Genomic DNA, 13,060 nt, shown 5'->3' on the forward strand with positions numbered 1-13,060 from the left:
AAATTATCCACCTTAAAAGGTTAATTTGTTTAAGATATAATTTCACAAGTTCAACCAATCTTAAAAAGGATAGACAATGAATGCAGCAGTATTAGAAACTTATTCAAGCAGAAAGCTTACAAATTTGGAGCAGAAAATTCATAAACAAATCACACAAACACAAAAAGAATTTGACGCAACAAGAATTAAGGCTGAAAAGAAAATTGAAGCCTTAAAAAACAATCTAATAGAAGTTCAAAAGGCACAAATAAAAATACGCCAAAAACAAATAATGCAAATGGAGCAGGAGCTAGAGCCAACTAAAAAGTGTTTAGAATCTTTAACGAGCGAGACAGCTATCATTACTCCATCAAATGAGCCGACAGATATACTTAAGGCTATGGAGCAGGCAAGTAGGAATAATCTCTAATGCGTGAGCTTGAATATAAAAAATCTTTCTTTAAAGATGCACAAGTATTAGCCAAAAATGGATTTGACCTAACAATTCTCAATCCATTGTTAGACAAGCTCCGCAGTGGCGAAGCACTAGAATCAAAATATAAAGACCACCAACTACAAGGAAAACTCAAAGATTATAGAGAGTTTCACCTAAAAGGCGATATTTTAGTGCTTTATAAAATTACTGACACAATGCTTACTCTCTGTGCAATAGATAATCACAACAACCTTTTTAAGCGATTTAGCAAATGACAAAACAAGAGTTAGAAGAAGAGCTTGAAGCAAGGCAGTGGCGACCCAAACAAGTTTATACACCACAAGCAAAAAAAGCATTAGCACAAATTACAAAAGCCAAAAATTACAGGAAAAAAGCCCAACAAAAAGCCCAAGTTAAAGCTCATTTAGAATCCAGCAAAAATGCACCACGCAACCAAAAAGGAAGCATAAGTTTCAAAAAATCAAACCCTATCCAAATGTGTCACAATGACCGCACAGAGCCACCTAGCTATTTGTTAGAAAGTGGTGGTATGGGCGTGGAGTGTAATAGAGACAATAGGGAAGCTCAAATTCTCAAACAAAAACTCATAGATGAAGCAAGTAGGGCATACACCGCACGCACAGGGCAAAGACTACAAGCCAAAAGTTACGAGTGGAGTGCTGTTTGCAATATCAAGCCTGATACCACAATGCAGGATTTAGAAAGACTTGCAAAGCATTTTGAAACTAAGTATGGATTCCAATGCTATCAAATCGCCATACATAGAGATGAAGGGCATATTGATGATAATGGGCTAGAGCAAATCAATCACCACGCCCATTTGGAGTTTATAACGCTTGATAAAGAAAGTGGCAGAAACAATTATCGCCGAGAGCTTATCACGCCTAGCGTATTGCGACAAATGCAAACCGAAGTCGCTGAGATTCTACAAATGGAGCGGGGTATTGATAAGCGTGTTAGTAAGCGAGAACGCATAGAGCCTAGATATTTTGCCAAACTTGCTGATGAAATCAAACAAGAAACAAAAATACAAAAAGAGCGTGAAATTCTACAATCTGCTATCACAAAACTAAAAGACCAAATCACGCAAGAGCCACAAGAATCACAAATCAAACTCACAAGCGATAAAAACGAGATAATCTATCTCAATGTCCCATACAATGAAAAAGACGAAGCAAAGGAGCTAGGAGCTAAGTGGGATAGGGACAAAAAGCAGTGGTATATACCACAAGTAGATTGCACTCCATTTGCTAAATGGTGGCTACCAAACTTTAAGACAAAATCCCAAGAAATCGCAGAATTACACGATAAAGTGGCAGAAAAAGATAAAGCACTTGATAAGGTGCGTGGCGAACGCAACACCGCACAAGCTTCATTAGAGAATGCCAAAAAAGAAATTGTAACCATAAAAGCTATTAAAGCGGAATATGAAGTCCTTAGAAAAGAAATGATTAAGTGGGGATTCTGCGACAAAGATGACTACAAAATCCGCACAGACCTTTTAAAGCAAAGTTTAGAGAATGCCAAAAAGAAAGAATTTACCCAAGATGATTTAAACACCGCTATTGCAGAAGCAAAACAAGAGATACAAGAAAGGCATAAAGCCGAGATTGAAGCCCTAAAAACAACCCTACAAGAAGCAAATGAAAAAGTTAGCAAAGAGCCAAATATCGCAACAAGCGGAGAGAGAAAACCCATTGTCATTGCTTCGCCTTACGATTCTGGTGTGATTATGACAACCTATGCCACCACAACATTTATTGAGCCTAGCAATCTAGTGCAAGAAAATGAACTATTAAGACAAGAGCTTGCAAAGACAAAACTAGCAGAAAATGAAAAAGATAGAGCATTAAATGAAATAGCTCAAATTGTAGGTAGAGAGGGCAAAAGTTATCAATCAATAGAAATAGGTGTAAGAATGTTAGCTAACAGACTTAAAGAATTAGAGCAAAACAAACTACAAGAGCAGGATTTAGATTCTAGTTTCACACAAACACGCAAAAACAAAGACTTTGAGAGATAAAATCAAATTTTCATTTTTTTTTTTTTTTTGAAAAAATCCTAGTGGAGCGTTGCTCCGCGTGATTTTTTCAATGCTTGTTGATAAATACTTCGCTTATGCTTCGTATTTCTAAACAAGCAGATTTGAAACACCAAAAAGAAAAAAATGCATTTAAAGCCAAAATAAACCATATTAAAACACTAACTAATACTTACCACTACTATTGCATAGTTTTTTGATTTTTGATAGGATTCCACGCTTTTTAAGAGTATTTTTATTTTGGTGTTAATCACACGATTAGAAATGCGAAGCATTTATCATCGTGGATAATGCAAAAAATTAAGAATTATGGAAAGTATAAAGGAAATGTAAAATTTAAATAGTTACTGAAATGCTATGTATAGGCCGTTTAAAGTATTGTGTAAGATTCCGCCTCGAGCCACCACTTGCAGATTCTGTATATCGTTATCAAAATCTTACTCACTTCAGCTATAATCCCAAACATAAGTTATTTTAAGCGTTTGCATTTGATATTTTGCCAAGCTCCCAAACTTAGAATCTTTGATTAAGGAAAAATAATGAAAAATATTGGCTTTTTTTACGCTTTTGTGCTGCTTAGCGTGTTAAGTGCTATCTCTATGTTTATCTCCTCCACACTCACGCCTTTTCTTTCCCCACTCATTATTGGAATCTTGCTTGGCAGTATTCTCTCGCCCTTTTACCCCAAACTCAATAGAGTCTATCATCTCCAAAAAGGTATGGACTTTAGTGCTAAAAAGCTCCTGCGGTTAGGCATTGTGCTGTATGGCTCTTTTATTACGCTTAATGAACTTACCACGCTTGGATTCAAAGGCTTTCTTCTTGCCTTAATTGTGGTAGCAGTAGTGTTTGTCTCTGCGATTTTTATCGGCAGGGCTTTAAAGCTTGATAGAGAAATCTCTTTGCTTGTAGGCATTGGCAGTGCGGTATGTGGAGCAGCGGCAATTCTCGCTTTAGAATCCACGCTTAAATCAAGCCCTAGCAAAAGCTCTGTGGCGTTGGGATTTATTGTGATTTTTGGGCTTATAGGTATGGTTATCCTGCCTTTGGTGTATTATAGTGGGCTTCTGCCATTCAGCGATTATCAGTGGGGGATTTTCATCGGCGGGAGTTTGCACGAAGTAGCAAATGTCGTAGGAGCAGCGGCAATCTCACCTGAATCTCAAAGTGTTGCCCTGCTTGTGAAAATGACTCGTGTAGTGCTGCTCGTGCCACTTTTGCTTATTATCTCTTATCTTATCTTTGCTTCAAATGATAGCAAACAAAAAGGCACACTTTATATTCCCTATTTTGCCTTTGGCTTTTTGGGCGTGATTTTGCTAAACTCCTTTATTGACTTTCCACCTTTTATTGTAGAATCTACACAATTTGCTTCAAAGCTCCTGCTTGTGTTTGCGATGGTCGCACTTGGCTTACAGATTGATTGGCAGAAATTTATCTCATTTGGGGCAAAGACATTTATCCTTGCGTTAGTTTTGTTTATTATCCTTTTATGTGGCACTTATTTTTTAGTGTATTTTATGTTTTAGGAGAGCAAAATGATAGAAAATATTGACAAAACACGATTTTATGAAGTCATTCAACAAGGGTGCGTGGTGGTGGATTTTAGTGCATCTTGGTGTCCTGATTGTCGGCATATTGATCCTATGCTTGAGATTTTAGAGCAAGAGTTTGCGGGGAAGATTCAGTTTTATAAAGTAGGCTTTGATACGGAGCTTGAGCTTAAAGACACGCTGAATATCCGCAAGATTCCCACACTTATTTTTTACAAAAATGGAGAGGAAGTGGGGGAGCGTCTCATTGAACTTCGCTCTATTGAAAGCATTAGAGAAGCATTAAATAGCCTTTTGTAGCTTTGCAAGAATCTAAGAATCTTTAGCAAAAAATTATTCCAAAAAGTAAAGGAAACAGCTTGATACTTACCAAAAACACACGGATATATTTGAAATTTCTCCTATTCCTATGGCTCATTGCAATTACCCTGCGTATTGGCTTTTTAGCGTGGCAATGGGAAAGTCTATCGGCGTTTTCTTGGGAGGATATAGCTAAAGCTTTTTATATTGGTGTGCGTTTTGATGGTCGCATTGCAGCATTTATGTCTTTACCACTTCTTGTGTTTCTCTTTACACCATTTTTATCAAGGTTTTTTGGCAATATCCGCCCTTTTTTACTTGGGTTTTATGTCATTGCATTTGCTTTTTATATTCTTATTTACATTGCGGATTTTGCCCACTACGCTTATCTTAATTCGCGTGTTAATTTTGCTGCCGTTGGGCTTTTAGAAGATACAAAAGAAGCTCTAGGTATGATTTGGCAGACTTACCCTGTCATTAAGCTTTTGCTTGTGCTTGTAGTTGTTGTTGCAATTCTCACACTTTGTGCCAAGACAATTCTTAACAAATGGGTATATGCAAAAAATGCTCTTTCACACAAAATAACATCAGCATTCGCCACTTTGTTTATGCTTGTTATACTGATATATGGACAATATGGTATTGTCTATTATCCATTGCGGTGGAGTGAGGCATATTTTTCTGGCTACAATCAAATCACCGCTCTAGGGCTTAATCCTATACAGAATCTCGCTGACACTCGCCCACAAAACTTCTATGTAGATAATACAGAGCAAGCTCGCAAGGCATACCCAAACACTGCAAAATACCTAGGTGTGCAAAATCCAAATGCAGATTCTATAAGATACGATCGCTTTTCACAAGCTGCTGGGGATAAGCCTAATATTGTCATCATTGTTATTGAATCTATGAGCACCCATAAAAGTTCGCTGATGTTTGATGAGTTGGACACGACACGCTTTCTTAAACAACTCTCCACAGAATCTTTATATTTTCCAAACTACTATGCCTCGGCTAGAACCACTGCACGAGCAATGTTTTCTATCATTACAGGCATACCTGATGTAAATGAGTATTTTAAAACGAGTTCTCGCGATCCATACACAATGGATCAAAATCTTGTGTGGAATAATTTTGATGGATACACAAAGCTCTATATGATTGGTGGCAATGCGAATTGGGCAAATATCCGTGGGGTGATGAGCAATAACGTCTCAGGGCTACAAATATATGATGAAGGCTACTGGAAGTCGCCAAGAATGGATGTGTGGGGTATTTCAGACCACGATCTTTTGCAAGAAGCTAATGTGCTACTTGAAATGCAAAAAGAGCCTTTTATAAGCCTTATCCAACTTGCAAGTTTCCACACTCCATTCACCGTCCCCGATGGGATTGCAGATCTTGATTATACAATCCCAAATGATGAATATTTGGCAAAATACGCCTTTGGTAGCAAACAAGAGTATCTTGCCCTAAAATTTTGCGACTATGCACTGAAGAAGTTTTTTGAGAGTGCGAAAAAATCATCATATTATGACAATACAATTTTTATTATCACGGGTGATCACGGAATGTCGCAAGTTTCTCCATCGGTTGAATCAACTTACTCAAACTTATCTCTACACGAATTTCAAGTCCCGCTTATTATCCACTCGCCAAAATACTTCCCACAAGCCAAAATTATGAAGCAAACAGGCGGACATATTGACATATTCCCAACAGCAGCAGGTTTGGCTGGAGTGAAAGTCCATAATACCACTATGGGACGAGACTTGCTTGATCCGTCTTTTGGCGAGGATAGATTCACATTTATCCGCCGCCTAAATAGACCGCCATTGCTTGTAAGCAATGAATATTGCTTTTCTAATGAGTATGAACAAGCCGGTGGCGGCTCACTCTATAAACGAGTAAGCAAAGATTCCACAAATACAGAATCTACAAAATGGGAGCTTGTGGAAGGCAAGGATACGGAGCTTTACTCAAAACTTAAAGCAATCAATGAAGATTTATGGCAGAGTGCAATCTATATGCTTTATCACAACTCCAAAGCAAAAGCCAATGAGATTACAAATCCTACTCACACAAAGTGATTTATAATGATCCCATTGTGTGAAACATACGGACAAATGCTCTTTTACACCAAAAGGGCAAAACATTATAGAATCTCGCTCCAAATGCCAACCACCAAGGAAACGCGTAGAATCTTCTCCCCTTAATGATGACTTTATACATTTTTTTAACCGCAGATTCTACGCTCATCTGTGGGACAAGCGGATGGATAAACTGCGTAAGTGGTGTTCTAATAAAGCCCGGACAAATGGTTGTAACACACACTTCACTTTGCCCAACAGATAGGCTCTCCCCCAAAGTTTTCACAAAGATTTTAGACGCACTATAACTTGGTGCATTTGGCAGGGCAAGTAACGCTGCAATAGAGCTTATAAGCACGATCTGCCCCCTTTTTCCGCTTATAACTTCCTGCCTACTCATAGATTCCAACGCATAAAAACTCCCAAACGCCACGCCAAGTGCATTTATCTTACAAATCTCGCTATGTTTTGCCGCACTTTGCTCTTCCCCCATAGCCACACCCGCATTCATAATCACTATATCCACACGAGATTGAAAAATATTTTCACACCACTGCTTCACCGCCTTTTCGCTACTCACATCAAAACATTGCAAAAGCACCTTTGCAGTGGGATTGCATAATAGAATCTGCTCCTTACTTTCTTGTAATCTCGCCTCATTTCTCCCAGCAATGTGTAAAGTAATGCTCTTATGATTTTTAGCAAACTCCAATGCCAACGCCCTGCCTATACCACTACTTGCCCCTGTAATCGCCACACTTATAGAATCTCCACCCATTTTTACCACGCCATTTGCCACATTCGCCCCCTTAATCTTTTAAAATCATTATAGCAAATATGCTACAATACACGCGTAATCCCACCCCACAAGGACATCTATGATAAACATCGCAATCAATGGCTTTGGACGCATTGGTAGAAGTATCTTGCGTGCAAGTTTGCTAGATAAAGATATGTGCGAAGATATACGCATTGTAGCGATAAATGATATACACGATTGGGAGATTCTAAGCTATCTTTTGGAGCGAGATAGCACACATAGGGCTTTGGGGCTTGAGACAACGCATTCACAAAACACACTAGAGATTGAAGGACTCCCACCTATTCATACACTCACACAAAGCAATCCCACAAAGCTTGATTTTGCCGCACTTGGAGCGGATATAATCTTAGAATCTAGCGGTAAATTCTTAGATTCTAAAACACTAGCCCACCATTGCCAAAAAGGCGTTAAACAAAAAGGTATAACAAAAGTAATGCTTTGTGCCTCCCCCACAGATGATATGCCAACTTTTGCCCTAGGGGTTAATCACACGCAATACAAAGGTGAATCTATCTTTTCAAATGCCTCTTGCACGGCTAATGCCCTTGCTCCACTTTGCAAGATTCTAAACCAAGATTTTGGCATAGAGCTGATGAGTTTTTGTATCACGCATAGCTATACAAATGAGCAATCCCTGCTAGATAGTGTCTATCCAAACGACAAAAGACGCTCTCGTGCTGCGGCTCAAAATATCATTCCAACAAGCACGGGGGCGAGTGGAACGCTTATCCGCCTTTTACCAGAATTGAAGGGTAAAATCGCAGGACATAGCGTGCGTGTGCCTGTGCCTAATGTCTTATTACTTGATATAACGCTCACTCTCTCACGCCATATCACCACGCAGAATCTGCATCAAAGCCTGATTGCCGCCGCACAAGATTCAATGAAAGGCATTATTGATATTGATTATAATCAGGGTGTGAGTAGTGATTTTATAGGTAATCCGCATAGTGTTGTATTTGTGCCGGATTTAAGCTATGTGTTAAATGGCAAGATGGCTCGTGTTATGGCGTGGTGCGATAATGAATGGGGCTATGCCAATCGCGTGCTTGATATGGCAAGATTCTGTGTTTCTAATTAAATGTTACACTTCCCCCCACTTGATAAACCCGCTCTAGCCCAGCTTCAAAAGCTCAAAGTGAGCGACATACTTGACTTTATTATCCACTATCTACCAAAGTCCTATACAGACACCACGCCAAGCACAACCCTTACTCCCCATACAAATGCCGTGCTACGCGTTAAGATTCAATCTCTTAGCACACTAGGCTTTGGTAAAAATGCCAGACTTCGCATTCACGCGTGGCTTTGTGATTTTAAGCAGGATATTGAGCTGCTTATCTTCCACGCAAAGCCCTTTCACAAAGCAATTTTTGCGTTAGATAAAGAGCTGTATATTATGGGAAAGCTAGAGCTGTATCAGGGCAGATTTAGCCTTATCCAGCCAAAGATGATTACAGAGATTAATACCATAACGCCCCACTTTAAAACCACACTGCTTAAAAACCAAACGATGATACAACTCGCTCAAACGCTCATTACACAAGAGAATCTAGCCTTTCTCCCCAAACATATCGCACAAGATATTTATGAGATTTTTCACCCAAATGCCGAGTTTGTAGCCCTTCATCAAGTTAATGGCTTCTCACCCAAACATTTATACGCCCTAAAATTTGTAGAAATCTATCGGTATTTATTCCTGCTCTCTCGCAAGAAGATTCAAGCTCCCTCGCGTTTTATCTGCGATAATGATATAGATTCATTTTTGCAATCCCTGCCCTTTACACTCACACAAGGGCAGCAAAATGCCATAAAAGACATTCGGCAGGATTTACAATCCCCCATTGCCTCGCGGCGACTGATTATGGGCGATGTGGGCTGTGGGAAAAGTGTTGTGATTTTTAGTGCGGTGATGTGTGCTTATCCGCATACCAGTGTGCTTATGGCACCAACGACCATTCTAGCCACCCAGCTTTATGAAGAAGCCAAGCGTTTATTGCCCCCCTTTGTGAAAATCCACTTAATCACTTCAAAAACCCCAAATCTCTCACAAGAAGCGAAAGATTCGCATTTTATCATCGGCACGCAGGCTTTGCTTTATAGAGATTTTAGACTAGAAAATCTAGCCCTTGTGATGAGTGATGAGCAACACCGCTTTGGCACCAAAGAGCGACATATTTTAGAAAAAATAGGACAAGAAAATCTAGATTCTACACCTAATCTTTTTGACTTTAGCCCTAATGCCCCAGCAGATTCTGCTACGGATACAAACAAGTTAGATTCTAAAACGCCCCTTGAATCTACAAACAAAACGCGTCCGCATACTTTACAATTCTCCGCCACGCCCATACCCAGAACCCTAGCGATGATTAATTCTCAATTTATTAATCTAAGCGTCATTAAAGACTTGCCCTTTAAAAAAGATATTACAACACGCATTATTGATAAAAGTGGCTTTAAGGCATTGCTAACGCATCTTAAAGAAGAGATAGCAAAGGGCAATCAAGCCATTATCGTCTATCCCCTTGTAGAAGAAAGTCAAACCCTTGATTATCTCTCACTCACTGAAGGGCAGGGCTTTTGGCAGCGACATTTTGAAAGTGTGTATTGCACTTCGGGCAAGGATAAAAATAAGCAAGATGTCATTGATGAGTTTGCGCTCAAAGGCTCACTGCTTCTTGCTACCACACTTATTGAAGTGGGAATCTCCCTGCCAAAAGTCTCAACTATTGTTATCGTTGCACCCGAGCGACTAGGACTAGCCACACTTCATCAGCTTAGGGGGCGTGTCAGTCGTAATGGGCTAAAGGGGTATTGCTATCTTTATACGCACAAAAGCGATAACCCAAGACTTCAAGCCTTTGCTCAAACCTTAAGCGGATTTGACATTGCCGAGCTTGATTTGCAATACCGCAGCAGTGGGGATTTACTCAGCGGCACAAGGCAGAGTGGCAATGAGTTTGAATTTATTGATATAAGCCAAGATTCACAAGTGATAGAAGAAGCTAGGGCGTTTTTAGGCTCATCTAAACTCATCTAAACTAATGTTTGCTTTTATAATCCCAAATGAGAAAAATACACGCACTTAAGAGCAATATCACGCCATTAAGATTTAACATAAAAGGTATGCCGCCATATCGCACAAGGGGCTGTGTGATAAAGGGAGAGCAAAACTGCCCCATAAACACACTTGCCGATAAGAATCCTGCTGCCCTAGCCCTTTCACGCTCCTGTGCTACGCTTAAAAGCCACGAGCTATTATTCACAAGGATAATGCCAAGCCCAGAGCCAACAAGCACAAGAGCAAAAAGCAAAATCTCATAGCTCTGCACAATACCTATGAGTAAGAATCCACTCCCAATGCTACCAAGCGAGATAAAATACAGCATAAAAACACTAAATCTTGAACGCAGTCTCGCATAAAAAAGTGAAAGAAAAGCCGTGCAAAGTGAGCTTACCGCTAAACTCACACCGATAAGATTCCCGCTTTTATTGAGATTATGCGTGATGAAGTGCGGGATTTGGGTAGGCATCACATAAAACATACTCATCGCATAAAATGAAAAAAGATAAATAGGCAGGAATCTAAAAAAATTAAACTTTGATTCATTCTTGCTGACGGGAGCGGACACATTGCGTTGTGGCTCAAATAGCACAAAAACCGCCATAAGCAGAATAAGAAAGCCCGAAGTATAGACCAAAAAGGGATACCGCCAATCCACATCGCTTAGCACCCCACCTAGCACCAAAAATACAGCTCCACCCCCTGCCATAAAAAAGCCCTGCAACCCTAAAGCCCTTTCACGCCTTGTCCCTTGGTAATAATCCCCCACCAACGCACTTACAGAAGTCATCACAAAAGCCGTTGCTATGCCAAAAATCGCCCTTGAGATAAGAATAAGATAAATACTAGATTCTAAAAAGAATCCACTCGCCCCACTTACACTCCATATAAAAATCGCCGGATACAAAAACCGCAGTCGCCCATACTTATCAAGCAAAAATCCACTCACAGGTGCAAATATCATAATAAACAACGCCGGGAGCGTCAGCACAAGGCGGGAGAGCATATCAATATGTGGAATCTGGCTAAATTGTTCTTCAAAATGCGGAATGGAAGGTGCGATAATCGTCCCACCTAGCACAGTCATTGAAGCGGTGGCAAAAAGGGCAGTTTGGAATATTACAGAATCTGTTAGGCTTGTTTTATCTTTTATTTCACTTGACATAATATGTATGCTCCAAAGCTTTGTATAGCTAAAGACTACACTATCTACGATAACCTCTCATAAATAACCCACACACTCAAGCTAAATTAAACCCGCTCTCACCCAAAATCAACAAACAAACCTAAGCATTATCCATAGTCTGCTGAATCTTGCTTTTTAACTCTTCAATGATGCCTTTTGTAGCAGAATCTGTGGCTATCTCGCTTTCAATGGCTTTGAGTGCTTTACTCACAGAGCTATGATCTTTCATATTGAGTTCTTTTGCAATCATCGGCATAGAATTAATTGTCAAAGCCCGAGCCAAGTAAATCACCACCCTGCGTGCAAAAGCCACCTTGCGACTTCGCTCTTTGCTTAGAATCTCACTTGGCTTAATGTTTAGCTCCTTGCCAACAAGCTTGATAATATTATCAAGCGTAACGCCCTCTAATCGCTCATTTTGATAATTTTTCAATACATTCTTAGCCACTTTCAAGGCATTTGCTTCAGGGGATAGGCTCATATGCGTATTTATCGTGGAGAGAATCCCTTCAATCTGGCGGATATTGCCATAGATATTTGAAGCGATGTAATCAATCACTTCCTTGTCAAAATTTATACGATTGATTTGACATTTAAGCTCGATAATGGAGATTTTCGTCTCAAGCTCTGGATTTGTAATCTCCGCCATTACCCCACCTTCAAAACGCGATCGCAATCTATCTTCTAGCCCCTTAATCTCTTTTGGGGGCTTATCGCTTGTCATCACAATTTGCTTTTGTGTGCTATACAAAGCATTAAAAGTATTGAGCAGCTCTTCTTGCACACCCTCTCTATTGCCAAGAAACTGCACATCATCAATCAGCAAATAATCGCATTTGCGGTATTTCTCACGGAAGCTATCCATAGTCCCACGCCTTATTTTGCTGATAAAGTCATTGAGAAGCTCTTCAGCCGTGGTATAAAGCACATTCTTATTCTGCTCTTTAACAACATTCCCTATGGCGTGGAGCAAATGCGTCTTGCCAAGCCCAGACTTCCCATAAAACAACACAGGATTATACGCCAAAGCTTGTTGCCTAGCCACAACTTTTGCGATGGTGTGGGCGTGTTCATTTGACTTGCCAACGACAAAATTTTCAAAAGTATAAAATGGATTCAAAGAGAGTAAATTTTGCTGAAAATGAGTGGGTATTTTATTGAAGTTTAAACTTTTCACATTTTGATTTTTTTCTTTAACTCTTATGTGAATTTCTGGGCGGATTCCGTTGGGATTTTCCTCCATAAACGCATCGGCGATAGATTCTAAATAGTTACTTTTTATCCAATTTGCTACAAATATATTAGGCACATAAAAAACTTCTAAGTCCGTTCTTGAAGCACTTTCATCATATTCCATAAGGGAGATATAAGAGCTGTATTCTAAATCCGATAGCTTATTTTTAAGTTTTTTTAATATATTATCCAAATGCAATTTATTTCCTAAAGTGAGATGAATATTTTTACTTTCACGATGTGAATAAAATGTGAAAAGTCAAAAAATCTTTTAATATGATGACCTTAAAAAGCGGAAGCGAAATCATAATGAAAAAATCTTTTAATTTGGATT

General features: G+C 39.4%; 11 protein-coding genes. 8 read left to right on the forward strand and 3 right to left on the reverse strand.

The features are described from left to right. The first annotated feature begins 76 nt into the window (after positions 1-76). The 6 genes from LS74_RS02640 (at position 77) to LS74_RS02665 (ending at position 6,420) form a co-directional block, all read left to right on the forward strand. A complete protein-coding gene (locus LS74_RS02640; RefSeq protein WP_014666173.1) occupies positions 77-409 on the forward strand; it encodes a hypothetical protein in 333 nt (110 codons plus the stop codon). After that, complete coding sequence (locus tag LS74_RS02645) at positions 409-690, forward strand: type II toxin-antitoxin system YafQ family toxin (RefSeq protein ID WP_034587484.1); 282 nt, start codon at positions 409-411, stop codon at positions 688-690. The genes LS74_RS02640 and LS74_RS02645 overlap by 1 nt, the downstream gene beginning before the upstream one ends. Continuing rightward, on the forward strand, positions 687-2,459 hold the full coding sequence (locus tag LS74_RS11240; RefSeq protein WP_236096778.1) for a DUF5710 domain-containing protein: 1,773 nt from the start codon (positions 687-689) through the stop codon (positions 2,457-2,459). Before LS74_RS02645 ends, LS74_RS11240 begins: the two co-directional genes overlap by 4 nt. 557 nt (positions 2,460-3,016) lie before the next feature. After that, entirely contained in the window at positions 3,017-4,006 is a 990-nt protein-coding gene (locus LS74_RS02655; RefSeq protein WP_034585367.1) for a YeiH family protein, read from the forward strand. Between the two features lie 9 nt (positions 4,007-4,015). Further along, positions 4,016-4,330, forward strand: coding sequence for a thioredoxin family protein (locus LS74_RS02660; RefSeq protein ID WP_034585364.1), 315 nt, complete (start codon positions 4,016-4,018; stop codon positions 4,328-4,330). A gap of 89 nt (positions 4,331-4,419) precedes the next feature. Then, positions 4,420-6,420, forward strand: a complete 2,001-nt coding sequence (locus tag LS74_RS02665; RefSeq protein ID WP_236096779.1) for an LTA synthase family protein — start codon at positions 4,420-4,422, stop codon at positions 6,418-6,420. 1 nt (position 6,421) lies between these two features. Here LS74_RS02665 and LS74_RS02670 read toward each other — a convergent pair whose 3' ends face one another. Next, complete coding sequence (locus LS74_RS02670) at positions 6,422-7,219, reverse strand: SDR family NAD(P)-dependent oxidoreductase (protein WP_034585359.1); 798 nt, start codon at positions 7,217-7,219, stop codon at positions 6,422-6,424. Between the two features lie 79 nt (positions 7,220-7,298). Here LS74_RS02670 and LS74_RS02675 point away from each other — a divergent pair, with 79 nt between their 5' ends. Both LS74_RS02675 and LS74_RS02680 read left to right on the forward strand, forming a co-directional pair. Then, positions 7,299-8,324 (forward strand): type I glyceraldehyde-3-phosphate dehydrogenase, encoded by a 1,026-nt coding sequence (locus LS74_RS02675; protein ID WP_034585355.1) that lies wholly within the window; start codon positions 7,299-7,301, stop codon positions 8,322-8,324. Continuing rightward, positions 8,325-10,283, forward strand: coding sequence for a DEAD/DEAH box helicase (locus tag LS74_RS02680; protein ID WP_034585352.1), 1,959 nt, complete (start codon positions 8,325-8,327; stop codon positions 10,281-10,283). A 1-nt stretch (position 10,284) separates the two neighbouring features. Here the strand turns inward: LS74_RS02680 and LS74_RS02685 are convergent, their stop codons facing one another. Next, positions 10,285-11,472, reverse strand: coding sequence for an MFS transporter (locus tag LS74_RS02685; protein WP_034585349.1), 1,188 nt, complete (start codon positions 11,470-11,472; stop codon positions 10,285-10,287). A 121-nt stretch (positions 11,473-11,593) separates the two neighbouring features. Further along, positions 11,594-12,919 (reverse strand): chromosomal replication initiator protein DnaA, encoded by a 1,326-nt coding sequence (gene dnaA, locus LS74_RS02690; protein ID WP_233705440.1) that lies wholly within the window; start codon positions 12,917-12,919, stop codon positions 11,594-11,596. Positions 12,920-13,060 lie beyond the last annotated feature (141 nt).

It is taken from the genome of Helicobacter magdeburgensis (assembly GCF_000765825.2).
Taxonomy (GTDB): Bacteria; Campylobacterota; Campylobacteria; order Campylobacterales; family Helicobacteraceae; genus Helicobacter_C; species Helicobacter_C magdeburgensis.

Coding starts and splice junctions, on each gene's coding strand:
- LS74_RS02640 (WP_014666173.1), top strand. CDS start 77: ATGAATGCAGCAGTATTAGAAACTTATTCAAGCAGAAAGCTTACAAAT.
- LS74_RS02645 (WP_034587484.1), top strand. CDS start 409: ATGCGTGAGCTTGAATATAAAAAATCTTTCTTTAAAGATGCACAAGTA.
- LS74_RS11240 (WP_236096778.1), top strand. CDS start 687: ATGACAAAACAAGAGTTAGAAGAAGAGCTTGAAGCAAGGCAGTGGCGA.
- LS74_RS02655 (WP_034585367.1), top strand. CDS start 3,017: ATGAAAAATATTGGCTTTTTTTACGCTTTTGTGCTGCTTAGCGTGTTA.
- LS74_RS02660 (WP_034585364.1), top strand. CDS start 4,016: ATGATAGAAAATATTGACAAAACACGATTTTATGAAGTCATTCAACAA.
- LS74_RS02675 (WP_034585355.1), top strand. CDS start 7,299: ATGATAAACATCGCAATCAATGGCTTTGGACGCATTGGTAGAAGTATC.
- LS74_RS02680 (WP_034585352.1), top strand. CDS start 8,325: ATGTTACACTTCCCCCCACTTGATAAACCCGCTCTAGCCCAGCTTCAA.
- LS74_RS02685 (WP_034585349.1), bottom strand. CDS start 11,472: ATGTCAAGTGAAATAAAAGATAAAACAAGCCTAACAGATTCTGTAATA.